At 45.2% G+C, this 23,907-nt stretch carries 22 protein-coding genes; 4 read left to right on the top strand and 18 right to left on the bottom strand.

Annotated features, from left to right (window positions below):
* Positions 1-22 precede the first annotated feature (22 nt).
* From ACSYTJ_RS01445 to galE, 4 genes are all read right to left on the bottom strand, one after another.
* The gene (locus ACSYTJ_RS01445; protein WP_491717096.1) at positions 23-286 is read right to left on the bottom strand and encodes a hypothetical protein; all 264 of its coding nucleotides are present in this window, start codon (positions 284-286) and stop codon (positions 23-25) included.
* Between the two features lie 181 nt (positions 287-467).
* Positions 468-614: a hypothetical protein gene (locus ACSYTJ_RS01440; protein WP_491717095.1), complete on the bottom strand. Its 147-nt coding sequence runs from the start codon at positions 612-614 to the stop codon at positions 468-470.
* A gap of 81 nt (positions 615-695) precedes the next feature.
* Entirely contained in the window at positions 696-1,595 is a 900-nt protein-coding gene (locus tag ACSYTJ_RS01435) for an aldo/keto reductase (RefSeq protein ID WP_491719982.1), read from the bottom strand.
* A 74-nt stretch (positions 1,596-1,669) separates the two neighbouring features.
* Positions 1,670-2,662, bottom strand: a complete 993-nt coding sequence (galE, locus tag ACSYTJ_RS01430; protein WP_491719981.1) for a UDP-glucose 4-epimerase GalE — start codon at positions 2,660-2,662, stop codon at positions 1,670-1,672.
* 377 nt (positions 2,663-3,039) lie between these two features.
* Between galE and ACSYTJ_RS01425 the strand changes: the two genes are divergently transcribed.
* The 3 genes from ACSYTJ_RS01425 to ACSYTJ_RS01415 all read left to right on the top strand — a co-directional run bounded on the left by ACSYTJ_RS01425 (position 3,040) and on the right by ACSYTJ_RS01415 (position 5,101).
* The gene (locus ACSYTJ_RS01425) at positions 3,040-4,032 is read left to right on the top strand and encodes a D-2-hydroxyacid dehydrogenase (RefSeq protein ID WP_491720121.1); all 993 of its coding nucleotides are present in this window, start codon (positions 3,040-3,042) and stop codon (positions 4,030-4,032) included.
* 80 nt (positions 4,033-4,112) lie between these two features.
* A complete protein-coding gene (locus ACSYTJ_RS01420; RefSeq protein ID WP_491717093.1) occupies positions 4,113-4,508 on the top strand; it encodes a hypothetical protein in 396 nt (131 codons plus the stop codon).
* Between the two features lie 80 nt (positions 4,509-4,588).
* A complete protein-coding gene (locus ACSYTJ_RS01415; RefSeq protein ID WP_491719980.1) occupies positions 4,589-5,101 on the top strand; it encodes a hypothetical protein in 513 nt (170 codons plus the stop codon).
* 39 nt (positions 5,102-5,140) lie between these two features.
* Here ACSYTJ_RS01415 and ACSYTJ_RS01410 read toward each other — a convergent pair whose 3' ends face one another.
* Positions 5,141-6,964 carry a hypothetical protein gene (locus ACSYTJ_RS01410; protein ID WP_491719979.1) on the bottom strand — a complete coding sequence of 608 codons (1,824 nt, stop codon included), beginning with the start codon at positions 6,962-6,964 and terminating at the stop codon, positions 5,141-5,143.
* 725 nt (positions 6,965-7,689) lie between these two features.
* On the opposite strand from ACSYTJ_RS01410, the gene ACSYTJ_RS01405 reads away from it, so the two are divergent.
* Positions 7,690-8,238, top strand: coding sequence for a TetR/AcrR family transcriptional regulator (locus ACSYTJ_RS01405; RefSeq protein WP_491719978.1), 549 nt, complete (start codon positions 7,690-7,692; stop codon positions 8,236-8,238).
* Positions 8,239-8,281: 43 nt separating this feature from the next.
* Here the strand turns inward: ACSYTJ_RS01405 and ACSYTJ_RS01400 are convergent, their stop codons facing one another.
* The 13 genes from ACSYTJ_RS01400 to ACSYTJ_RS01340 all read right to left on the bottom strand — a co-directional run bounded on the left by ACSYTJ_RS01400 (position 8,282) and on the right by ACSYTJ_RS01340 (position 23,906).
* A complete protein-coding gene (locus tag ACSYTJ_RS01400) occupies positions 8,282-11,545 on the bottom strand; it encodes a KxYKxGKxW signal peptide domain-containing protein (RefSeq protein WP_491719977.1) in 3,264 nt (1,087 codons plus the stop codon).
* 158 nt (positions 11,546-11,703) lie between these two features.
* Positions 11,704-14,946 (bottom strand): hypothetical protein, encoded by a 3,243-nt coding sequence (locus ACSYTJ_RS01395; protein WP_491719976.1) that lies wholly within the window; start codon positions 14,944-14,946, stop codon positions 11,704-11,706.
* A 377-nt stretch (positions 14,947-15,323) separates the two neighbouring features.
* Positions 15,324-16,559, bottom strand: a complete 1,236-nt coding sequence (gene fabF, locus ACSYTJ_RS01390; protein ID WP_491717087.1) for a beta-ketoacyl-ACP synthase II — start codon at positions 16,557-16,559, stop codon at positions 15,324-15,326.
* 11 nt (positions 16,560-16,570) lie between these two features.
* The gene (gene fabZ / locus ACSYTJ_RS01385; protein ID WP_491717086.1) at positions 16,571-17,023 is read right to left on the bottom strand and encodes a 3-hydroxyacyl-ACP dehydratase FabZ; all 453 of its coding nucleotides are present in this window, start codon (positions 17,021-17,023) and stop codon (positions 16,571-16,573) included.
* 20 nt (positions 17,024-17,043) lie between these two features.
* Positions 17,044-17,622, bottom strand: coding sequence for a 4'-phosphopantetheinyl transferase family protein (locus ACSYTJ_RS01380; protein WP_491717085.1), 579 nt, complete (start codon positions 17,620-17,622; stop codon positions 17,044-17,046).
* Between the two features lies 1 nt (position 17,623).
* The gene (fabI, locus tag ACSYTJ_RS01375; protein ID WP_491717084.1) at positions 17,624-18,391 is read right to left on the bottom strand and encodes an enoyl-ACP reductase FabI; all 768 of its coding nucleotides are present in this window, start codon (positions 18,389-18,391) and stop codon (positions 17,624-17,626) included.
* Positions 18,392-18,411: 20 nt separating this feature from the next.
* Positions 18,412-19,185, bottom strand: a complete 774-nt coding sequence (accA, locus tag ACSYTJ_RS01370) for a carboxyltransferase subunit alpha (protein WP_491717083.1) — start codon at positions 19,183-19,185, stop codon at positions 18,412-18,414.
* A gap of 16 nt (positions 19,186-19,201) precedes the next feature.
* The gene (gene accD, locus ACSYTJ_RS01365; protein ID WP_491719975.1) at positions 19,202-20,026 is read right to left on the bottom strand and encodes an acetyl-CoA carboxylase, carboxyltransferase subunit beta; all 825 of its coding nucleotides are present in this window, start codon (positions 20,024-20,026) and stop codon (positions 19,202-19,204) included.
* Positions 20,010-21,389, bottom strand: coding sequence for an acetyl-CoA carboxylase biotin carboxylase subunit (locus ACSYTJ_RS01360; RefSeq protein WP_491719974.1), 1,380 nt, complete (start codon positions 21,387-21,389; stop codon positions 20,010-20,012). Before ACSYTJ_RS01360 ends, accD begins: the two co-directional genes overlap by 17 nt.
* A gap of 15 nt (positions 21,390-21,404) precedes the next feature.
* The gene (locus tag ACSYTJ_RS01355; RefSeq protein ID WP_491717080.1) at positions 21,405-21,815 is read right to left on the bottom strand and encodes a 3-hydroxyacyl-ACP dehydratase FabZ family protein; all 411 of its coding nucleotides are present in this window, start codon (positions 21,813-21,815) and stop codon (positions 21,405-21,407) included.
* Positions 21,816-21,818: 3 nt separating this feature from the next.
* A complete protein-coding gene (locus ACSYTJ_RS01350; protein WP_491717079.1) occupies positions 21,819-22,244 on the bottom strand; it encodes an acetyl-CoA carboxylase biotin carboxyl carrier protein in 426 nt (141 codons plus the stop codon).
* A gap of 23 nt (positions 22,245-22,267) precedes the next feature.
* On the bottom strand, positions 22,268-23,002 hold the full coding sequence (fabG, locus tag ACSYTJ_RS01345; protein WP_491717078.1) for a 3-oxoacyl-ACP reductase FabG: 735 nt from the start codon (positions 23,000-23,002) through the stop codon (positions 22,268-22,270).
* Between the two features lies 1 nt (position 23,003).
* On the bottom strand, positions 23,004-23,906 hold the full coding sequence (locus tag ACSYTJ_RS01340) for an ACP S-malonyltransferase (protein WP_491719973.1): 903 nt from the start codon (positions 23,904-23,906) through the stop codon (positions 23,004-23,006).
* Position 23,907 lies beyond the last annotated feature (1 nt).

Genomic DNA, 23,907 nt, shown 5'->3' with positions numbered 1-23,907 from the left:
TCGATAGTAATAAATATGACTTCTACTTGAATTGTTTTTCAAACTTTTCGTAAAGTTGATCGGCTTCTTGAATGGACTTAACTTTTTCAATTTGCGATTTCATGAGGTTACTCTGCTTGGCTAAATCTGCTTGCATCACTTTACGACTTCTAGCATCTGGAGAAATTCGGTCGATGAGCGCTTGTAACTGAATATCAGAAAGCGACACGAACTTGCGAAGTTCTGCTTGCTTATCAGCCAAAGTCATTGGTTGTGAAGAATCATTTTCAGTAGATTTTTCAGTCATAATTACCACTTCCCTTAATGATATAGATTATTTTTTAGGTAGAAATCCCATTAAACATTTTAATAAATACTCCCTTATATCATAACACTAATGAAAGGGTGTTTGAAAGATTATATTTAGACCAAAATTAAGAAAACACTAATAAAAGGACTCCCCGAATTGAGGAGTCCTTTTGTATAATTTAATCGATTTCAAATAATTTCTGAATCTCAGCAGCCGCTTTATCTGGATCGTCTTGATAAAGATGATTAATCCTTTCAATATCGGCCTTGATCAACTCCAACGAGTTTAAAACATCAGCATTTTTTCCATCATTTGAATTATCCATCGAAGCACCCCCCTTACCCCTTAAATACGCAAAAAAAGTGGCCTCCGTTTTGGAGAACCACTTTTCGTTCGTTTTAATAAATTAAGCTTTGTAATCAGCAGGTGAGTCAGGCCACTTGTCAACATCATCGGGTGCACCAGCTGGGTTGTGCCACTTGAACATGTTGTAAGTCAATGAACGCTTGTCTTGGTCCAACTTATTGATCGTAGCAACATCTTCATCGGAAAGTTCAAAATCAAAGATATCGCTGTTTTGAACGATTCGTTCTTCATGCGATGACTTTGGAATCGTAATGATCCCGCGTTGCCAGTCCCAACGTAAAATGACTTGGGCTGCGGACTTGCCATACTTTTCAGCGAGTTTGTTAATTTCAGGGTTGCTCAATGATTCACCCCCGCCAAGTGGTGACCATGCTTCGACTTGAATGCCGAGGTGGTTATCGTGTTCGATAATTTCCTTATCTTGGCAGACGGGATTAAATTCCATTTGGTTAACGGCGGGCGTCACGTTGGCGTGAGCTAATAGATCATCCATGCGTTCGTTATTGAAATTAGAAACCCCGATTGCACGAACCTTACCATCATGGTAAAGCTTTTCCATCGCCTTCCAAGTATCGATGTACTTGCCGTCAACTGGCCAGTGAATCAATAAGAGATCCACATAGCTCAATTGGAGCCGCTTTAATTGCCCCTTAAAGGCGTGTAAAACGGAGTCATAGCCTTGATCTCCATTAAAAACCTTCGTCGTTACGAATAGGTCCTTACGGTTCATGCCGAGTTCCTTTAAGCCTTCTTTGATTCCTTCACCAGTTCCGGCTTCGTTACCGTATTGCTTGGCAACGTCGATCATCCGATAACCGTGCTTTAGGGCTGCGATCACTGAATTTTTAGCAGTTTCGTTATCACTTTTCCAAACCCCCATGCCGAGCCGAGGCATTTCAACCCCGTTGTTCAACTTGGTGGTGGTCGTTAATCCTTCCATGATGGTACCTCCCTGTAATTATTTATCTACGCCACTATCGTAAAATAATCCGGGCCAAACTGCAATTATCTTGTTTACCGTTTTGCAAATCCATGTGGGTGCTTTTGGGCAAACCGCCATGCGTCTTCGATGATCACTTCGATGTCGTCAAATTGGGGGTGCCAACCTAATTCAGTCCGCGCCCGTGTTGAATCGGCAACTAGTTCATCAGGGTCTCCTGGCCGACGGGGCGCCTTTTCGGTTTCAATCGGATCACCCGTTACCTTACGCGCTGCTTCTAGAATCTGCAGGTTCGAAAAGCCGTGCGACGACCCGATGTTATAAGCAGTCGAATCTCCACCAGCCATCAGGTGCTTCATGGCGAGCACATGGGCATTGGCTAAATCGACAACGTGCACGTAGTCACGAATATTAGTCCCATCGGGGGTGTTGTAATCGGTCCCAAACATCTTAAAGACGTTGCGCTTGCCACTGGCAACTTGAAGGATGATCGGAATCAAGTGCGTCTCTGGGTTATGATCTTCACCGATCGAGCCGTCCTTGCTAGCACCACCGACATTAAAGTAGCGCAACGCAATGAATTTGATGCCATAAGCACGGTCAGCCCACTGCGCCATTTGTTCCATGATCCACTTGCTTTGTCCGTAAGCATTCGTGGGGTGCTTAGGCGTTGATTCTGTGATTGGCATCTTTTCTGGCTGCCCATACACCGCTGCAGTTGACGAAAAGACCAGCCGCTTGACTTCATGGTCCCGCATTGCTTCAAGCAACGAAATCGTCCCGCCATCATTATTATCAAAGTATTTTAAGGGATCCTTCATCGAATCCGCCACGATCGAGTCAGAAGCAAAATGAATCACCGCGTCGATTGATTCGTGGGCGAAAACATAGTCCAAAAATTCACGATCACGAACATCCCCCTCGTAAAATTCTACGTCGGGGTTAACAGCCTCGCGATGCCCATTTGATAAATTGTCAATAACGACTACTTCATAGCCGTCATGCACCAAGTTATCAACGGTGTGTGAACCAATGTATCCCGCACCACCTGTAACCAAAATTGCCATAATCTCCATCTCGCTTTCTTCTGTTTAGTGAATGAATCAATTATCTTATATTCGGTTCGTGCTTGCAATTAGGCTTAAGCAATCCTAAACAAAATAAAGAAAATCTTGACTTTTTAGATTAAAATTGTATGATATTAATGACTAATATATTAAGGAGTTTTTAATAATGCAGACAACAACCGAAATTCAGTTAAATATTAGTTATCGATTTTGGCAATTCGCACGCTTTATTTAGTAACTGTGTGTTGTCAAAATCCTTTTTCAAGTGATTTTAAAACCACCCACGCAGTTACTTTTCCGTAGCGAGCGTGGGGCGGCATAATAGTTAAAGCCACCCATTAATAGTATGGGTGGCTTTTTATTTTTAGGAGGAATTCATAATGAAGATTTTAATGTTAGGTACTAGACCAGATGAACAACCAGCAGCAAAGGAATGGGCTCAGGCAAACGACGTCACGGTCGACACGACCCCAAAGGAACTCTCGTTGGATAACGTCGACATCGTCGATGGCTACGACGGCATCTCAGTTCTCCAATTAGAACCACTGGAAGATCCCAAGGTCTACGCTGCACTGGCCGAACACGGCATTAAGAACTTAGCGGTCCGCAGTACGGGGTTTGAAAGCTACAACCTTAAGGCAGCGCGCGAAAACGGCATCACGGTAACCAACGTGCCAGCCTACTCGCCCCGCTCCGTTGCAGAACATACTTTGACGCTGACGATGGCGATGCTCAGACATATCCACATGATCCAAGTCAACGAACACCATAACGACTTCAGCTGGGGTGGTGTCGAAGCCCCTGAGATCCACAACCTGACCGTTGGGATCATCGGAGCAGGAAAGATCGGTAGCACCGTTGCCCGCATCTTCAAGGCGCTCGGTGCCACGGTGATCGCGACCGATCCGATCCACCGTCCCGAACTCGCCGATACGCTCGACTACGTTGATTACGACACGCTGTTAGAAAACGCAGACATCGTGACCATGCACACCCCATTGACCGACGACATGTTCCACTTCATGGATGCCAAGCGCTTTGCACAAATGAAGAACAGCGCCATTTTCATCAACGCCTCACGGGGAAAGGTCGTCAACACCCCTGATCTGATCAACGCCCTAAAGAATGGTGAAATCCAATCCGCAGGTCTCGATACGGTCGAAAACGAAGACGCCTACTTCTCCCACAAGCTCCCAGGCGATAAGACTGGCAACCCGTTCATCGACGAACTATTGCAAATGAAGAACGTCATTTTAACGCCCCACATCGCCTTTTACACCGATGCGGCCGTTAAGAACATGGTCCAAATCTCACTCAACAACACCAAGCAGATCCTCGATGGCGACCAACCATTCAGTCCCGTTAACTAAGCCTTATTGCTTGACTCTTAAGTAGATAGTGCTACATTAGTGGTATATTGTTTCAAATTTATCTTAAAGGGGTACTTAATATGAGTGATAAACAAAACAAACATGCAGGGACCAAAGAAGTTGAACACCGTTTAAACGACGTTAAGAAGAGCGCAAAGGAAGATACCATCACCCCTACTGATGGTTGGAACACCCTTTTGAACCTTGTTGACACGATCGACCACAGCGATTCCAAAGCTGAAGATTACCGCAAGACATTAGCTGACTTACTATTCAAAAAGGATAGCCGCGGGTTCTTATTATACGGAACTGGCAAGGAAGTTAAAAAAGCGGTCAACGACAGCAAGGACTACAAGGACATTGACGTGGACGGCTTAAACGATGTCGAAGCATACGAATTAGATGCTAAGAAAAATGAATACAAGCCATTGGCGAAGGATTCCGTTGAAGGGGTCGTCGACAAAGTGCTTAAATAATTAATTGCAATTAAAGACCCGTTAATTGTTTGAGAATTAACAATTAACGGGCTTTTTGCACCATTTAGGAGGGAATTACAATGAAATTCAAACCACTATTGAGTGCGACGGTCGCTTCATTAGCACTCTTGACGTTCACTGGGGTCACGAATGTAAACGCCGCTAAGACCAAGTGGCACACTGGACTCCCTAAGATCGTGACGCGGGCTAGCATGTGGGTGACCGATAAGAAAGAACACGGTGGCTACAGCGAAAAGCATGCCTACCGCAGATACTTCATCTACACCCCCGAAAAGAGCATCCATTACGTTTCAATGGGCTTTCATAAAAGCGGGAAAGCTTTTTCGACGAGTGATACGAAGGGAATCATCTTAACGCCACAGTATAAAAAGGTCGCTAAAAACACCTACTTGATCACCCCTAAGAAGGTCGTGCTCGGCGAAAACATTTCCTATCGGGTCACCAAGGAAGGCAAAAAGATCAAGGTAACGATCAAGGACAACTTAGTTTCCAGTCAAAAGAAGGGCCAAAACCTTGGCAAGTTGACCGCTAAAAAGAGTACCAATGCACCAAAACATGATCCATTGAAATAACGTAAAAAGTCTGACGCGCACGAACGCATCAGACTTTTTTTAATTCATTGGAGCTTGTGATTTCATAATTTCTGGGTCCCAGAGGGTCAACAAGTACCCGTACCCCTGCGCATCGAATGTCAAATCTTCGAACTCCCGATTGATGTTAAACGACATGTAATTAACGTCACTCGGTTGCACGGTGCCAGCCGCGAGCTTATCAGCGGGCACGGAGGTGATGATATTGTCAGAAACGATGTATAAGCGGTTATTAAACGCATCGTAGGAGAGGTTCTGGTTACTATAGCCACCCCAGTTAATATTTTGCGGAACGGGGGCAAAATTAGCCGCCCCGCTCGTTTCATCCAACGTCCCCTTGTAGATCTGGTAGGTCGAATAACTCTTTTGGTTATCTTCAACGAATGATTCCTTACGCCCGAAGTAGGCGTTACCAGCCGTATCAAAGGTCAACGTGTTGATACTGTAATTATCGTTGCCGTGCTGGAGTGGAAAATTGAACTGCTTTATTGGCTGCAGCGTCGTCGGACTTAATTCAGTGATTGTGTTCTCACCGCCAGCGGGCAGGTTCTGCAACGTATCGTCTTGGACGAGGTATAGATTCTGCGTTACGGGGTTATACGACAACGTCTGCCCGTGGCCAACGTTCAACAATGGACTGACCTGGGCGGCCGATACGATCGATTCGTACTTTTGATACAACGCGTGTTCATCGTTGACGATCTGCGTATTATTAGTCACGTTCTGCTTGGCCGTGGTGACATCTTGTTGGTCTTGATTCACTAAGTCGTTTGCATCACTGACGTTTTGCACGGCGGCGGTGTAGCGTTTGCCGACCCCCGTATTAAAGCGCTGAAGGGCCTTTTGGTTTTCTTTCAACTGTGCAGTCACACCGCGCTGTTTTTTAACCAAGCGTTGCAACTGCGCATTTAGTCGCCCGCGTTCCGCCTTGCCAGCCTTCTTGACCTGCTGGACCAAACGCTTGCGTTGCACATCGATCTGATTAGCCGCCTTGCTGCTCGTCGCAACCACCTGCTTAAAGTAGGTCACGTAGTTACTGGCGGTCAACTGTTTGACGACCTTATCATTGAACTGGCGTTGCTTGACCAACGCTGCTTGTTGCTTAGCCGCAAACTGGTTGGCTTCCTTCGTCGTCTTCGCCAACATCTGGTTGTACTGATCGACTTCTTGCTGGTCGCTTAGCAACTGGGCATTCGCATTGGTCACCGCATTTTGGGAGTCTTGGTCGCTATACTTAGCATCCTGGAGCCGCGATTCATAATTCGCCTCATCCTTTAGGTTCTGCTTGCCATAATTGGTGTATGGCGAAGTATAGGTATAGGCCTTCCAGATCAGGTCGCGCCCGTCGCCATTGCCACCGAGCACCCCTAAATTGGTCAAATCGTTCGTATTGTACTTAGCGATCACACCCTGCTTGACCGAATCGCCCAGGGATTCAACAAAGTAGAAATTATCGCCAACCTTGACCGTACTCTGATAGTTCCCATACTCCCTTGAATCGGCGTGAAAGCCCTTCGGCAGATAGTAATCAGTATTAAAGGTGGTCGTCCCCTGCTGATCAGTATAGCTGTGACTCGGGTTTTGCTGGTCCATTTGATACTGGGTGTGCGTAAACTTCCCATTATAAATAACCGTCGGTGGAATACTGCCAACGGTGGTCAACGATTTCTTATCATAGTTAGCTAAACCATTGCCCGACTGGAGCTGTTGCGGATTACTAAGCGCATTTTGGTTTAAATTCGCATAGTAGGATTCGGCCGCTTGTGCCCGCATCTGATGGGCGCTCAATACTACCAAGCCGAGCGTGGCTGTTGAAAGTGTCATAAAGCGCAGCCATTGCTTCATTTAATTCACCATCATTTCTAATCGGCAACGTAATTACCGATGTATTTTACTCATTGTATTATATGCTTTAACCACTTTAAATGCCACCATCGGCGAATACTCACAATAAAATGATGAACCATTCGTACAAACAAAAAAATAACCCTACCGATCAATGATCAACGGGGTTATCAGAATGAGAGATATGTTTGAAATATGTGAATGATAGAAAAATGTAATTGTGCGTCTTTCTATGTTACAACAGAACGAGTGTCGATCACCATGTGCTGATTTAAAGGTCTTACTAATGGTCAGTTAGCAATTAATTGTTTAAGATATCGATTTAAAAGCAATCATCAGGGGCCCATGGCTAGGCTCTGCTGCTTAATATGTACCCTTATCTTAACCAATTATTTATTTCTTAACAAGTTTTTAAAGATTAGACTTACGTTCTAAATGCTGGCAACAAGTAAAATCAAAAGCCGTTAACTGCCCTGCCCATTATACCCGTGGTCAAAGTTTTGTAACGTTTTTGTAACATAACTGCAATTTTAACGTAAATAAAATGCCGCTTTGAGCGATTCTAGCATCGATTCGACTTGATCAACTCGATTTAAATGAACACCATCGCCGTTAGTGTTTCACTGCCAAAGATTGAAACGCCTTATATTTTGCACCCGAGGTCAAATTAATGTTATAATTTTGTAATATTAATGTTAAACAAATGTAATAAGGATGGGATGATAGTGAACAAAACGAAGCTTAAAATTGCCAACGCCTTCTTAATTCTCCTTGATCAAAATGATGATAGCGAGGAGATCACCAATAACGACATTATTGCGCAGGCGGGGATCTCCAAGGGGACCTTCTATAACAATTTCTGCGGTCAAAAGGCCATCGCCAAATTCATTTTTCATGATATCGATAGTCGGATCATCCATTCCATTACTGACCATGGTGAATACTTACGCCATGCGAATTCACTCGATACGTTACTACGGTGCGTGGCGGACACGACGATTCCTGCGATCTATGCGCAACGCGAAAAGATTCGGATCCTGTATCGCTCGGACCTCAACGGCGCATGGCAAAAATATTTAGAATACAAATACTTACGGACGGTCAGCCGCTTTTCAGATGACGTGAAGGCCAACGACTTTTACCTCCACCTGCTCGTCAAATTTACCCTCGACATAATTGAACTTTGGATCACCAGCCCGATTCCGATCCCACCAGAAGAGTTTAAGGATGAATACTACCAATTGTTTAACGTCAAATTGAATACGTTGTTATAAACACAAATAAGCACACCAGCGCAAAACTGGTGTGCTTATTTTATTAAACCGATTGTGAGTTAGAACCAGTCTGAACTGGCGTTAGGACCCCACTATGATCAGCGCTGTATTCAACGCCGTTAATCACCTTGGTCGCATCCTGCAATAGGTACCCATCGGCTTGGGCGTAGTATTGCTTGCCGCCCTCTTCGAACAAGAAGTTCTTATAGATATTCCCGTGGGCCTCTGCGAACTTGATCCGACCATCCTTAAAGTACAGAAACGAGTTCATTACCAAGACCCCCTTGGGGTTAAAGTATTGATCGATTCCATTGACGGTGTAGCTGCCGCTGACCGCCTTGCCGTTCTTATCAAAGAAGTAGTATTCATCCTTGTCGAACGCCTTTGCGTATTCCAACTTAATCACGGAACCGTATTGGTCGTAAAAGCCCGCCACTTGATTATGGGCATTCAACACAAAGACCCCATTGATTGACTTACCATTCTTCCCGAAATCATACAGGAAGTGGCCGACCCGCTTGATGCCGTGGTAAGCAGAGCCGTTGTGATCCAAGTAGTAAGTACTTAATTGATGCGTAATTGGGTCGCGCACTGTTAACAATTGGTTGCGGTTTAAAATCTGGCCATTGCGATTAATCGTCAACTTGTGCCCGTTAACAGTTCTCGACTTGGTCACCAAAACGCCCTTGGAATCGTAGTAATAGAACTTACCCGACTTACTTTTCACGAATTGATCACGGACCTGAATCCCATTGCCATCAAACAAGTAGTGCTTGTGACCAATGACTTGATGGCCAGTCAGCGCTTGGCCCTTTTGATTGAAGTAGTAATAATAATTGGTATTCGCAGCGGCTTGCACGAACCGATTCTTAACCAGATTACCCGCTCGATCAAAGTAGTAGTACTTGCCATTCTTAAAGTAGAACGTGTTCGTCAGCTGATAGCCCGTCAGCGAATCGTAATAGTGCGTATTCCCCGCTTTGTCGGTCACCATTTTACCACTGACTTGTTTTTGATCAACGAACTGAACGCGATTACCCTTAATGGTCGTCTGATTCTTAAAATCAGCGGGGGCATCGGCCGCCATCGTATTATTGGCGGCCATGATTGCCTGAGTCGCATAGGTTTCAGCAGTCGAGGCGCTATTATACGCCGCACTGGCAAGCGTTAGGTATAGGCTGCCCCGCGCATCATTAGCTAACGCGTTGGCACGTGCGACATAACTATTGGCCACTGATATTGATGACTGGGCGGCGCTGAGCTGAGCAGTCGCCGTCGTCGCCTGTGAATTCGCAAAGTAATAGTCATTGCCCTTAATGTTGGTTTGATAATAACGCTTCATCACACTTTGCAGGTGCTGCAAGGAGTCGTTGTCATCAGCAATGTAGCCATTCAAATGCTGGACCGTCGCATTGAGCTCACCGACCGTCAAAGCGGGATAATTGGCATTAAATTCGTAGTTATCAATCGTCGCGCCAGTATTGCTAGTCAGCTTATACGGGTCATTTTGGTTACTGGTGAAATTGACAACGTTATATAGCATGTTCGATTCGGGCAGGTAAATTTCCAACGTCGAATTATCCAAATACAGGCTCATTTTAGCCGTCGTGGCATTCGGCAGTGGGATTTGGACCTGCTTGGCCAACAGGCTATTAATCACGTTCTTTCTGCTCAATACCAAGCGCCCCTTCCCGACTTTAATCGAGATATCAGACTCACCACGCTTTAAATTGATCGTGTGACTGCTGTTCGGATTATCAAAGGTAAAGTCCAGCTTATTATTTGTCCCAATGATAAAACTCTTCTTCGAGGCGTTCTTAGCGACCTTAATGGTCGATACCAATTGATTGTTCGGTTCGATCGGCGTCGACCACAGCGTGCCGTTCACATTTTGCAACAGGCGCGGTAACGTAAAGCTCCCACTGTGTTTAGAATAAGTGTAGGTATAAAGACTAGAAAGCAATGAGTATTGCCAACTACCCGACCAGTTAATATTGACGAGCGTGTCAGAATCAACATTGGTAAAGTTCCCAGCGTATGTATCGCCCTTATATGCAGATTGATCTAAAGTCGTGATTTTACTGCTGCTGTTGGTCTTAAAGAGGCCGTCGCTGTCGATATAACCATTGATGTAGGCGATCGCCTTGTCGCTAGCAGCATCACCATTGGACCAGCTATAAAACATGAACGCCTGTCCGTTCACCGTCTTAACGATCGGCGTTTCGACCTCCATCGCAGTCCCCTGGTCTAAATTAATGTCATTGGCAGGGTTATAGTCCCAATTGATGCCGTCGGTACTGGTAAACGTATACATTTTTTTGGACCAACCCCCAGAAACGTAGGCGACCAACTTATTATTGACCCGTTCAACGTAGGGATCGCGAAAATCCTGGGCCGTGATGCCGAACTGCTGCCGCGTCATTACGGGCGTCGAGCGGTAAGAATGAAATTGCTGGTCATCGTTACTGTAGGCGAGGAAGGTCTGTTGATCACCCGTACTGGTAAACGAGGTAAAGTAAGCGAGCTTGGCATTTGCATCGATCGGATTGTTCCACTGGTCAGTCTTCAATAGGCCGTCATTATAAAGGACCGAACCGGTCGCAGCGTATTCCCACGGAATTCCATCGGTCGTATTGTTAGCAGCGATTTGGCCTCCCACCTTGCCGTTCGCATCTTGATAGTCAGGATCAGGAATGGCAACGTTATTTAACCCCGTTGGGTCAGCACTGTCGTAGGCCTGAAACGTTTTAAAGTCGGTCGTCGTCGCATGGTACCATTCATCAGCAAATTGAATCTGACTCGGGTATGGATTATAGAGGTAGTAAACGTCATAGTAATTAACGTTCCCGCTCCCATCGGTATGGGGGAGGATCGTCTGGAGATCATTTGAATAACCGCGAGGCGTATTGTAGTGGAAGTTTTGATTCAAAATCGTATTCGTCATCAAGGCTTCTGAATTATTAATCTTAGCAGAAACGGAAGCGCTATTACTCAAGACTGCTCCAGAGGCAGCATTCAACTTGGTACTGTCATAAGCAGCAACGCTCACCGCACTCGAAACAGCACTGCTAGCACTAACAGCCGAAATCGAACTAACGGATGCTGAGCTAGCCACCACCACGGCAGCAGAATCACTAGCAGAACTAGTTTGGGTAACTTGATCAGCATTTGAATCCGCCCTAGCAACTGGAGCAGTAAACAAAGCCGTAGCCCCAAGCGTCGCAAACGTAATTCCACTAATTAACCATAACTTTCCTGATTTATACATTTTATATCTAACTTTATTTGCATTTGATTTTTTGGCCATTCCAATCCCTCTTTTGCAAAACATATTTATATTAATTCATTATACAATTTTTTATCCCAAAATAAAATTTTAGATAAAAAAAAGCCCTGACCGAAGTCAGAGCCTTACAAAAAAGTTTTATTAAACTAATTTAAACGTCGTAATAAGATTAATTCTTATTATTTGTTGTTTGAGTTGTTAAGATCTTTAGAATAGAAGCTTACACCGTATGGGTTAAATACATCGGTAGCAACTGATTCAGCTGAAGTTACGCTAGAAATCTGGTTGTTCAATTGTGAAGAAGCAGATGCAATAGCTGAGTTAGCAACTGAAGTAGGAGCAGCAAAGAAGTCAGTAGCAGCCTTAACCTTAGCAGCTGAAGCTGAACTCATAGCAACCTTAGCATTTGATGCAGCGTTTGATGCAGCAGCTGAAGCAGCTGAGTTGGATGCATTTGCTGCAGCAGATGAACTGTATTTTACGTAGTCGCTAAATGCTGAGTTGTATGCACCATCAGCAACATTAAATGCAACAGTAGCAGAATATTGAGCTGAGTTAATTGCAGATGATAAAGTTGGGGTGTAAACATTAGAATTCGAAGCAGCAGAAGCGATAGCAGATCCAAGTGAGTTAGTAGCACTAGGAGCAGCTTTCAAACCAGCAGCAGTTGAAGTAGAATTAGCTTTATTAACAGGAGATACTGCAGCAAATACACTAGCAGCTGATGCGTATGCTACACTTGCACTACTTGCAGCAACTGAAGCTGATGACTTAGCATAAGCAGTTGATGCACTTGCTGAAGCAGCAAACGTAAATACAAGTGAAGATGCTGAAGAATCGCTAAAGTTACCAAATGATGAAGCAACACTGCCATTAGAACTTACAGACAATGCAGGATTTGATGCAAATAAGGAAGCGTATACACTCTTAACATTGTAAGATTGTGATGAACCCTTTGAATCATTGTATGATGCAGGAGGATTACTTACATAAGAGTTAACTGCACTTACAAATGATGAATAACTACCGTTATTAGCAGATACTGAAGCAGCAATTGAGTAAACAGAAGCTGCAACGCTAGCATATTTATCAGCAGTTACTGAAGCCTGTGATGCACCGCCAAGGCTAGCCAATGAGAATGCAACTGCAGCTGATGAGGCAGCTGAAGAAGCAACACTCTTGTAAACACTAGCATTTGTTGCAGTGACACCATTAGCAAAGTCGTATGGTGTGCTTGAAAATACAGAGTTAATTAATTCCTTATAAATTGAACTACCAGCAAAACTCTTAACAGAAGAAACAGGATCAGTAGCATTTGAAAATTCACTGTAAAGACTACTAAATGCAGATACAGCAGATGAAGCACTGTTATAAACGTCACTACTTGCTCCATTGTAAGCAGCTGAAGTAGATGATGCAATATTTGAAGCATTAGTAAATGCAACTAAAGCAACATATGCATTATTTGAAATACCAGCAGATGCTGGAGTATAATTAGAACCATTTGCTACTAGAGTACCATCAGCAGCTAATGAATAGGTACTATTACCATAAGAAATAACTGCACTACCATTACTATCTAATCCAACATTTGTATTATCAAAACCGATAAATGCGGATCCAGTTAATGATTGTGCAAATGAAACAGCACTTGAAACAGCAGCACTGGAACCAGCAACTACGTTAGAATCATTAGCAACACCACTGTATACATTCCGATCGTAAGTTAAAGTAGCGAAACGGTTGTAAACGTTTGAAGTTGCTGAGTAAACAACAGCAGCACTAGCAGTGTTTGAAACACCAACTGTAGAAGCTAATGAACTACCAGCCTTAACGAATACACTAGCAACAGCTGAACCTAAGTTGTATACACCGTCACCAAAGTTTACAGCTGATGAGTTAGTAGTTGAAGTAGCATCACTAGGAGTAGCTGAGAAGTTACCAAGTTGGTAAGCAAAGATTTGGCTTGCGTATGCAGAAGCACTTGACCAACTAGCAGCACTAACGGCAGCTGAAAGGTTAACAGCAGCAGTAGAGTATAAGTTAGCAGCGTTGCTCAATAAGTTTGGTAGGTATTGAGCATCGTTACCTGAACTAGCACCAAGGTAAACAACTTCTGAAGTACCGTTAACAGTAACAGCAGCAGATGAACCAGTAGCTGAAGCGTAGTTACTGATTGCGTTAGCAACAGATGACTTAGTAGCAGCATCTGATGAGCTTACTAAACCAGCACTAGCAGCATTAGCAATTTCAGCAGCTTGTGAAGCAAATGTTGAAGCAACAACTGAATCAGCGTTTGAACTAGTTGCTGAATCAGTGTTAGCTAATGCATCAAGAAGACGAGCGTACTTAATAGCAGCTGGAGTGTTGTAGTAAACAGCGGAGTCACTAGTTACTTGGCTGTTTTGAGCATTGAAAGTATTACCGTAAAGGTTCTTGTTAACTTCTGAAGCTAATGAATTAGCAGCAGCACTGAAGCTGTAACCACTTTGTGCTAACTTGTATGCGTTAACGAAAGCATTTGATAATGCTTGAGTATCAGTTAATGCAGTGGATGAAGCTGATGAGTTAGCTGAAGCAGCTGATGAAACAACAGCACTTGATGAGCTAGTAGGTACAACTGGCACGTCAAAAGTAACGTTCAAGTCGTATGAACCAGCCTTGTTAAATGCCTTCCGTAACTTATCAACCTTAGCGTAGTTAGCCTTGAAAGTCTTTAAGTTAGCCTTAGCAGCAGCTAAAGCCTTCTTAGCTGACTTCTTAGCAGCAGCAGTCTTAGCGTCTGAAAGCTTAACGTCAGCTTGGGCAACCTTGTAGTTACCAGCAGCTAAGATCCGATTGTAGTTATAAGTTAAAACGTTAGCACCATCGTACTTTTGTGCGTAAAGGTACTTAACGTTATCAACGGCAGCACGAGCCTTTAAGTAAGCAGCCTTGTTTGCCTTAGTAGCGCTAGTAGTGTAAACACTCTTAGCGGAATCGTAGTTAGCACGGAATGCGCTTAACTTAGCATCGTCGTATGCCTTCTTTTGTGCAGGAGAGTCAGATGCAACTGAACTAGCAGCTGATGAACTGGATGCACTTGAACTTGCTGAGCTAGTAGCACTTGCGTCTGAGCTAGCTGAGCTTGAAGTAGCTGAACTACTTGAAGTAGCTGAGCTTGAGCTTGCTGAACTAGTAGCACTTGAATCAGCACTAGTAGCTGAACTAGTAGCACTGGAAGTAGCTGAGCTATTAGCACTACTATCAGTAGAATTTGTAGTAGTTGCAGAAACGTTATCAGCATGTGCTGAAGTAGCTTCTACAGCTGAAAAAGTTAATAAGGAGAACGCAACAGTGGATAATACAACCCATTGTTTGTGTCTCTTATGCATAACCTTTTTATCGTTTGCAACACGATATTGGTTCTTATTGAACTTCATAAAAGATCACCTCATAAATAATTTTTGCAAGGCAGGATTGCCTTACTTTCTAATATGCTAATACAGGACAAAACAAAATGCCGAAATGGCATTATGTAACCGCCATGCAACAATTACATAACAACTGGTATTATAGCATAAAAATACGTGATTTGTACAATATCGAACATACTTTAATATTGCTGTAATTTTCGTAACCAGCGTGTAAGAAAATAAAATATAATAACGGTTACTGCAATGTTTATCCTTAAACATTGTGATTGTATTATAACACAATCATTCTTCAATTTAGAGTGAAAAGTTAAAAAAATCACATGTTTTTGAAATTAAAAAGCCAAATTGGCTGGTCAGCACAACTTAGCTTTTTAATTATTTTACTAATTAGCGCGCTTAAATGCAAGCACTGCGTTATGACCACCAAAGCCTAACGAGTTACTCAATGCAAAATTAAGCGGTGCGTTTTTGTTTTCATCAGTCACAATGGTCGTCTTGACTTCTGGATCCAAGTCAAACATCCCCACGTTCACCGGTAAGACACCCCGTTGCATTGCTCCGATCATAATGACCGCTTCCAATGCGCCGGCCGCCCCGAGTGCGTGTCCAGTTTGACCCTTGGTACTACTTACCATCACGTGATCGTTGACCCCATCAAAGAGTTTGGCGATTCCTTCTGATTCAGCAGAGTCGTTCGCAGGCGTTGCCGTCCCATGTGCATTGATATAATCAACATCGGATGCGGTCATGTCACTTTCCTTGATGGCTTCTTGCATTGCCTTGATGGCGCCGCTCCCGTCAGGACGAGGGGCCGTCAAGTGGTAGGCATCCCCAGTTGACCCATAACCAGTGATCTCAGCTAGGATGTTGGCACCCCGTGCTACCGCATGGTCGTAATCTTCAAGGACCAATGTCCCAGCTCCTTCACCCATTACGAAACCAGAACGGTTCTTATCGAATGGCATTGAAGCGCGCAGTGGGTCGGTCGAATCAGAGAGGGCTGTCAATGCGGCGAATCCTGAAATTCCCAGTTCATTGATCGAAGCTTCAGAACCTCCGGTAATCATATAGGTAGCTTTTCCGGATTTAATCCGTTCGAAGGCATCCCCGATTGCATTGGTACCAGAAGCACAGGCGGTAACAACGGCTTCATTAATGTTTCTAGTATCCAAGTTGATTGAGATGTTCCCAGCGGCCATGTTAATGATCGAGTTTGGCACGAAGAATGGTGAAACCCGCTTTGGTCCCTTGTCGTGCATCTTGATGGCTTGTTCTTGGATCGTCGTCAATCCCCCGATTCCAGAACCATAAATCACCCCGATGTCATCTGGGTCGTAGCTGCCCTTTTCTAGGCCAGCCATTTCCATGGCTTCAAAAGCTGAATAAACGGCGTAGCGAGAAAAGTCGTCCATCCGCTTGGAGATCTTCTTTGGAATCCGCTTTAATGGATCGAAGTCCTTTACTTCGGCTGCGACCGTAATCCCAGTATCACTAGCATCGAAATGCGTGATGGGTGCGACCCCAGTCTTGTTTGCAAAGATATTGTCTAAGAAGGTCTTGGAGTCGTTACCTAGTGGCGTAACGGCACCAATCCCGACTACAGCGACACGATGTTCCATAATGGTCCCTCCTATTCTGCTTCTGGGCGCTTCTTATCAGGCACGATGAATGATAATTCGGCTTGACAAGCCTTCTTATCACCAACGAATGCGATACAATCAACGGTTCCCATGTTACTGTGTTGCTTCTTCATCGTGATTTCAAATCTGATCACGTCGCCTGGGCGGACCATCTTTCTGAACTTCGCGTTCTTGATCGAACCCATGTAAGCGGTCTTGTCCTTGTATTTTTCACTCTTTAAGATCAAGATCGATGCAGCTTGAGCCATTGATTCGATGATCAAGACCCCAGGCATTACGGGGTTACCAGGGAAGTGTCCTTGGAAGTAGTTTTCGTTGATCGTAACGTTTTTTGTTGCCACGATTTTTTCATCTGGAACTAATTCGTCCACCCGATCGATGTATAAGATGGGGTAACGATTCGGAATTAAATCCATAATTTCAGTAATATCTAAAACAGCCATTATTATCCTCCTAAAAAGCTTTATTCTTCAAATTGTGCGATGGTGCCGACGTAATCAAAGCCCACGTACAAGGGTGTTAGCCGAATGGACTGGCCATAGCGATCAGCATGGGCAAAGGTCGTTAGGTCAATTTGCATACTCTTGATGCCGCCGGGAATTCCCATCCCGACTAGCTTCAAGACCGCCTCTTTGATCGTCCAGATTTTAAAGGTCGCCCACAGCAGGTCATCACCAGTCAATTGCGCAAGGTAATCTAATTCATCCTGCCGAAATGCACGGTGGATGCGGTGATAATCATAGGGCCTGAGCTTTTCTAGATCGACGCCAATCGGCTGGTCTGAAACTGCTAAGACCACTTTATCATAAGAGTTTGCAATATTGTACTCAAACGCCCCACTCTTTAGCCTTGGTTTCCCGTGCGGGCCGTGGTCAAAAAGCGTCCCGCTGGCAACTACCTGCGGGCTAACTTGGAGCCAGTCGGCTAACAAATATTTCCCGACAATTGATTGACGGGGATTATACATTTTGCCAAGATTGTCACTTTTAAACCGTGCTTGGTAGCGTGGGTTTTGAATCGAATCGATTCTTAATTGCAGCATCTTAGACGATCAAGTGGACCCCGTTATCAACGTAGATAACGTCACCAGTCACTCCAGAAGCAAGGTCGCTCATCAAGAATGCAGCTGATTTACCAACGTCCATTGGGGTCACGCTCTTACCGTTGACGGTAAAGCCTTCTGACATCTTCAAGAGGTCACCGTGGTGCTTGATGCCAGTCACGGCAAGCGTCTTGATTGCCCCTGCTGAAATGGCGTTGACCCGCACGTTCTTTTCTTTTCCTAATTCGGCAGCTAAGTAACGCATTTCAGCTTCCAAAGCAGCCTTAGCGACCCCCATCATGTTGTAGTTCGGAATTGCCCGAACGGCCCCGATGTAAGTAAGCGTAGCAATGCTACCGCCTTCGTTCATGATGGCACTGGCATAACGAGAAACTGAAATAAATGAGTAGGCACTAACGTCTTGGGCGAGGTTAAAGCCATCCTTTTTGACGTTCTTAACGCCGCCTTCAAGGGTTTCCTTATCAGCAAAGGCGATCGCATGGATGACCCCGTCGATATTACCGACTTCTTCGTGGATCGCATTAAAGGTCTTTTCCACGTTTGCGTCTTCTGCAACGTCACATTCGAACATCTTAACGTCGACGTCGGCTAAGAGCTTGTCCAATGAACGCTTCATCCGATCGTTTTGGTAGGTCAAGATGACTTCAGCCCCTTGATCCAACAATGCTTGGGCACAACCCCACGCGATACTCTTTTTATTTGCAACACCCATTATGACAATCTTTTTACCATCTAAAATTCCAGCCATGAGTTTATTTCCTCCATTCATTAGTTAAACTTCCGATAGCGAGCGTGGCGATCAGCCAGGAGCTGATCGACCGGTTTAATTTCTAATTCTTTGATTTTTGCATCTAATGCGGTTTTAAAGGCGGCTAGATCAGCAGCACTTTTCACCTCTGGAACCACCCGATCGATAATGTGATTAGCGAGCAGTTCCTCTGCGGTCAAGCCCATTTGATCGGCAGCTTCCTTGGCGCGACTTGAATCCTTCCAAAGGATCGTCGCAAAGCCCTCTGGAGATAGCACTGAATAAGCACTGTCTTCAAAGGCCCAGACTTCATCGCCGACCGCTAAGGCCAGCGCACCGCCGCTTCCCCCTTCACCAACGATCACGCTGATGTATGGGACGGTCAGGTTCAATCCCTGCATGATCGATTGGGCGATCATGTACCCCTGGCCGTGGTATTCGGCTTCCACCCCTGGATATGCTCCGGGCGTGTTGATCAGGGTAATGACGGGACGGTTAAATTTTTCAGCCGCCTTCATCAGCCGCAGGGCCTTGCGGTAGCCATCTGGTTCGGCAGAACCAAAATGACGGGCGAGGTTTTCTTCATTATTACTCCCCTTTTGGATACCCACGATCGTTACTGGTTTGCCGTTCAAAATCCCAATCCCGGCGTAAACCGCAGGATCGTCACCGTAAGCACGGTCGCCATGCAGCTCTACAAAGTCTTCTGTAATCCCAGCGACTAATTTTTGGATACTAATTTTATCACTACTCCGAGCCGCCAAGACCCGATCGTAAGCGCGTTTTTCTGTCATCATCAGTCCTCCTTGATTAGTGCCAAGCTAACAACTTAGCTAAGAACGCCTTTAAAGCTGGCCTTGGCACGATTTGATCCAAGAAACCATTTTTAAGCAGCGTTTCGGCTCTTTGAAAGTCCTTTGGTGGGACTTGTTGAATCGTTTTTTCAATGACCCGTCGTCCAGCGAAGCCGATCAACGTGTGCGGTTCACTGACGATAATGTCACCTTCCATTGCGAAACTGGCGGTTACCCCACCGGTAGTCGGATCAGTCAAAACGCTTATGTATAATAAGCCCTTAGCACTGTGATCAGCTACTGCGGCTGAAACCTTTGCCATTTGCATCAATGAATTGATTCCTTCTTGCATCCGCGCCCCACCCGAGGCGGTGAAGAGGATCACTGGTAAGCCCTCTTGGGTACACTTTTCAAAGAGGCGCGTAATCTTTTCACCAGTGGCAGTCCCGAGGCTGCCCATGATGAAGCGCGAATCCATGACCCCGATGCCGACTGGTTGATCATCGATTTTACCGATCCCAGTCATTACGCTTTCGTCCATGTTGGTAACCTTGCGTGATTTCGCTAGCTTGCCCATGTATTTGGCGTCATCTTTGAAGCGTTCGGGAGCCTTGACGTGGGCATCAATTTCTTTGAATGAGCCCTCATCACAGATCATTTTGATCCGTTGTTGCGCCCCAATCCGAAAACCGTAGTGACAATTAGGACAGTCTTTGAACTGACCGAGCTTCTTGGAATAGAAACTTTCGCCACAGATCGGACACTTCACGAAGAGGTGGTCTGGGATTTGATCCATTAACGCTTGGTAATGATTGGCGGGTTCGTTATTTGGTTGTGTCATTTTTATTCAACCACGCTTTCAAGAATGAATTCTCAATGTACATATTATTAAAGTCACTTGCCTTGAAGTGCTCATCATCCAGGAGGTCATAAAGAAAGGCTTGGTTGGTAACCACGCCTTCGATTTTGAATTCCTTGATGACGCGCCGCATCTTATTGACAGCCTGCGCCTTCGTTGGCATGTGCACAATGATTTTGGCGATCATAGAATCGTAAAATGGCGAAATCGTATCGCCCGCTTCGACCCCAGCATCGATCCGCACGCCCTTCGTCCCGAATGGGAAGCGCAGCGCTTTGATCTTACCCGGTGAAGGGGTAAACCCAGTTGCTGGATTTTCGGCGTTGATCCGACATTCGATCGCAAAGCCCTTGGGTGCACAGTCAGCTTGCTTGTAGGGCAGGTCCGCCCCCGCTGCGACCATGACCTGGGACTTGATGAGTTCGACTCCCGCGACTTCTTCGGTCACGGTGTGTTCAACCTGCAATCTGGTATTCATTTCCATGAAGTAGAATTGCATGTTGTGTTCATCGAGCAAGAATTCGATCGTGCCAGTATTTTCATAGCCGATTTCTTGCATCGCCTTTACCACTAGCGAACCTAAGTAATCACGTTGGTCTTGGCTCACCAGCATACAGGGACTTTCTTCGATGATCTTTTGATGCCCCCGTTGGAGAGAACAGTCCCGTTCGGGGAAATATACGATGTGACCCGCTTGATCTGCAATCGCTTGCATTTCAATGTGCTTAGCATCGCTTAGGTCCTTTTCTAAGTAGAGGGTATCGTCATCAAATGATAGTTTGATTTCCCTTTGGGTGGTCGGGTAAATTTCGCGCATTGCATCGTCATCGACGATCTTACGAATCCCCTTACCACCCCCACCAGCAGCGGCCTTCAGCATGACTGGGTAGCCGATCTGATGGGCAGCTGTGATGGCTTGTTCAACGGTCTTAACGGCGCCGTCACTCCCGGGAATCGTGGGCACGCCGGCTTTTTTCATCGTCGCCTTGGCATGCGCCTTGTTCCCCATTAAATCAATTACTTCTGAACTCGGGCCAATGAACTTGATATGACACTGTTCACAAATTTCCGCAAATTCAGCGTTTTCAGATAGAAAACCGTAACCGGGGTGAATCGCATCACTACCCGTTAGGATCGCAGTATCAATGATTGCTTCCATATTAAGGTAGGATTCGCCTGGTTGAGGTCCACCGATACAAACGGCTTCATCAGCGAGCTTGGTAAACAGGCTATTACGATCAGCAGTCGAATATACCGCCACTGATTGAATCCCCATTTCTCGTAACGCCCGAATGATTTGGACCGCGATTTCACCACGGTTTGCGATCAACACTTTCTTAAACATCCAACCATCCTTTACTTATTCAATCGCAAAGACCAGATCAGCGGTACAGATGACTTCGCCATCGCGAACCACCGTACCGTGACCAACACCGATTTGGTGCTTTAACTTTGTCATCTCAACGGATAATGATAGCTTGTCGCCAGGTCTAAAGTCGTCTTGATACTCTGCTTGTTTGATGCCACCGAAAAAGACGTTACGTCCCTTGTATTCAGGCATAGATAACAGCGATACCACGCCCGTTTGCGCTAGGCATTCTAGCACAATTGGCCGTGGCATGACGGGATTATTTTGACCTTGAAAAAACCATTCATTGATCGTTAAGTACTTAGTTGCTTTTGAACCCTCGCCGGGCCGCACTTCATCGATTTGATCGATCATTTGAAATGGGTAGCGTTGGGGGATAAATTTATCAACTTCGAAACTCACGACTTAGTCCTCCTCGATTGCAAAGATGGGTTGGTCGTATTCAACCATGTCCCCATCGGATACTAATTGCTTAGTAATGGTTCCAGAAACGGGGCTCTTAACGTCATTGATGACCTTCATTGCTTCGATCACACAGACGGTTTCGCCCTTCTTAACGTGGTCGCCAACTTCTTTGAAGACTGGCTTTTCTGGACTGGGTGCAAAGTAGACGATCCCCACTAGCGGAGCCTTGATCTTAGCCCCGTCGTTATTAACAGCAGCTGGTTGTTTTACAGCGGCTGGTTCAGAAGAACTAGCAGCCACTGGTCCTGCAACTACTTGTTGGGGGTGGTCTAACTTACTAAAGTATAATTGACCTTCAATCCGTAATTCAGTCAGATTGGATTGGTCAAATTTATCGATTAACTTCTCGACATCTTGTTCATCCATTTTAATAAAAACTCCTACTATCCTTAAATTGTCAATCCACCATCAAGGGTGATTACTTGACCGGTAATATAACTATTGTTCATCAAGAATTTGATTGCATCGGCAATGTCTGCGGTGCTCCCGAAGCGGCCGAGTGGGATTTGTTTTTCCCACTTTTCGATATTGCGGTCGCTTAACTTATCAGTCATGTCGGACTTGATCATCCCAGGAGCAACGGCATTACAACGAATCCCGCGGAGTGCCCCTTCTTGAGCAGTCGTCTTGGTCAAACCAACTAACCCGGCCTTACTTGCAGAGTAGTTGGCTTGGCCGATGTTACCATGCAGGCCTGCAATACTGGAAAGGTTCACAATCGAACCCGTCCGCTTCTTTTGCATAATCTTCATGGCAAACTTAGTCATGTTAAAGGCCCCGACTAAATTAGTGCGTAACACTGCTTCAAAGGAGTCGGTCCCCATTCTAGTCAATAGCTTATCTTGAGTAATTCCCGCATTGTTGATCAAACCATCAATGGTACCATGCTTTTCAACGACTTGATCGACCATACGTTTCGCGTCTTCTTCACTCGCAACGTCACCGATTACAACGTCGATGTCATTTGCAAATTGCTTTTTTAATTCAGCGGTCTTGTCAGCGCCCAACGCACGGTGTGCATTCACGACAACAAAGTTAGCGGGGTCGGTAGCTAGTAGCTGAGCTGTTGCTAAACCGATTCCCTTGGTCCCACCGGTCACTAAAATCACGCGCTTGTCTGTCATATTAGAAATCCTCCAATTTGGCTCTAAAATCATTCAATGTATCAACACTTTCGATATTATAAATCGCTTGATTAGCAGTCTTCTTAGCTAGCTTGCTCAGGGTATTACCTGGTCCAATTTCCACAAAGGCATCGATGCCCATTTGGTCGACTGCTTCGACGTCACCCATGAAATGAGTAGGGTTGACCAACTGATCTACTAGGGTGGACTTTAAATTATCCTTAGTAAATGGGGCAACCAAAGTATTACTCATCACGGTGGTGGCAGGTTCGGCAAAGTCAACCGATTCAAGGCGAACGGCTAATTGTTCACTAGCTGGTTGCATTAATGGGGTGTGCGAAGCGACTGCGACCTTGATCGGAACGACACGCTTGGCACCCTTTTCCTTCATAATTACACTTGCCTTTGCGACCGCATCGGCTGTCCCACCGATAACGGTTTGCTTCACAGTATTGAAGTTTGCTGGATAGACCCCGTCGATGCCGTCGCAGACTTCTGCAACGACCTGCGGATCCAAATTAAGGACCGCAGCCATTGCTCCGGGGTTTGCTTGACCAGCTTCATCCATGTATCTAGCCCGATCGCGAACTAATTTTAGTCCAGATTGAAAAGAAAGTGCTTTAGCAGATACCAAAGCACTATACTCTCCCAGACTGAGTCCAAACATTGCCTTTGGCATTGGTAACTGGGTGTCTAAAATACGAGCAATCCCAGTACTCATTGTCAACAATGCGATTTGAACATTTGCTGGATCATCAAAATTTTTAGGATCGGCTAGGTCTAAATTCAATACATCTGATGCTTCATCCACCGTTTGTTTATATAACGGTTCGGCCTGGTACAAGTCTTGACCCATGTTTGCAAACTGACTTCCCTGGCCACTAAATAAATAACAGAGATTCAAA

The organism is Nicoliella sp. ESL1113 (assembly GCF_058509245.1).
Note: the sequence above shows the minus strand (reverse complement) of the source record. Positions and strands in the feature narration are given on the sequence as shown.

Excerpts from the sequence above, each read along its gene's own strand:
- fabZ (WP_491717086.1), bottom strand. The coding sequence starts at position 17,023 with ATGGCTGTTTTAGATATTACTGAAATTATGGATTTAATTCCGAATCGT.
- fabG (WP_491717078.1), bottom strand. The coding sequence starts at position 23,002 with ATGACAGACAAGCGCGTGATTTTAGTGACCGGTGGGACCAAGGGAATC.
- ACSYTJ_RS01395 (WP_491719976.1), bottom strand. The coding sequence starts at position 14,946 with ATGAAGTTCAATAAGAACCAATATCGTGTTGCAAACGATAAAAAGGTT.
- ACSYTJ_RS01420 (WP_491717093.1), top strand. The coding sequence starts at position 4,113 with ATGAGTGATAAACAAAACAAACATGCAGGGACCAAAGAAGTTGAACAC.
- ACSYTJ_RS01415 (WP_491719980.1), top strand. The coding sequence starts at position 4,589 with ATGAAATTCAAACCACTATTGAGTGCGACGGTCGCTTCATTAGCACTC.
- ACSYTJ_RS01400 (WP_491719977.1), bottom strand. The coding sequence starts at position 11,545 with ATGGCCAAAAAATCAAATGCAAATAAAGTTAGATATAAAATGTATAAA.
- galE (WP_491719981.1), bottom strand. The coding sequence starts at position 2,662 with ATGGCAATTTTGGTTACAGGTGGTGCGGGATACATTGGTTCACACACC.
- fabI (WP_491717084.1), bottom strand. The coding sequence starts at position 18,391 with ATGGCTGGAATTTTAGATGGTAAAAAGATTGTCATAATGGGTGTTGCA.
- ACSYTJ_RS01360 (WP_491719974.1), bottom strand. The coding sequence starts at position 21,389 with ATGTTTAAGAAAGTGTTGATCGCAAACCGTGGTGAAATCGCGGTCCAA.
- ACSYTJ_RS01380 (WP_491717085.1), bottom strand. The coding sequence starts at position 17,622 with ATGCTGCAATTAAGAATCGATTCGATTCAAAACCCACGCTACCAAGCA.
- accA (WP_491717083.1), bottom strand. The coding sequence starts at position 19,185 with ATGACAGAAAAACGCGCTTACGATCGGGTCTTGGCGGCTCGGAGTAGT.
- accD (WP_491719975.1), bottom strand. The coding sequence starts at position 20,026 with ATGACACAACCAAATAACGAACCCGCCAATCATTACCAAGCGTTAATG.
- fabF (WP_491717087.1), bottom strand. The coding sequence starts at position 16,559 with ATGGAACATCGTGTCGCTGTAGTCGGGATTGGTGCCGTTACGCCACTA.
- ACSYTJ_RS01350 (WP_491717079.1), bottom strand. The coding sequence starts at position 22,244 with ATGGATGAACAAGATGTCGAGAAGTTAATCGATAAATTTGACCAATCC.
- ACSYTJ_RS01445 (WP_491717096.1), bottom strand. The coding sequence starts at position 286 with ATGACTGAAAAATCTACTGAAAATGATTCTTCACAACCAATGACTTTG.
- ACSYTJ_RS01435 (WP_491719982.1), bottom strand. The coding sequence starts at position 1,595 with ATGGAAGGATTAACGACCACCACCAAGTTGAACAACGGGGTTGAAATG.
- ACSYTJ_RS01440 (WP_491717095.1), bottom strand. The coding sequence starts at position 614 with ATGGATAATTCAAATGATGGAAAAAATGCTGATGTTTTAAACTCGTTG.
- ACSYTJ_RS01410 (WP_491719979.1), bottom strand. The coding sequence starts at position 6,964 with ATGAAGCAATGGCTGCGCTTTATGACACTTTCAACAGCCACGCTCGGC.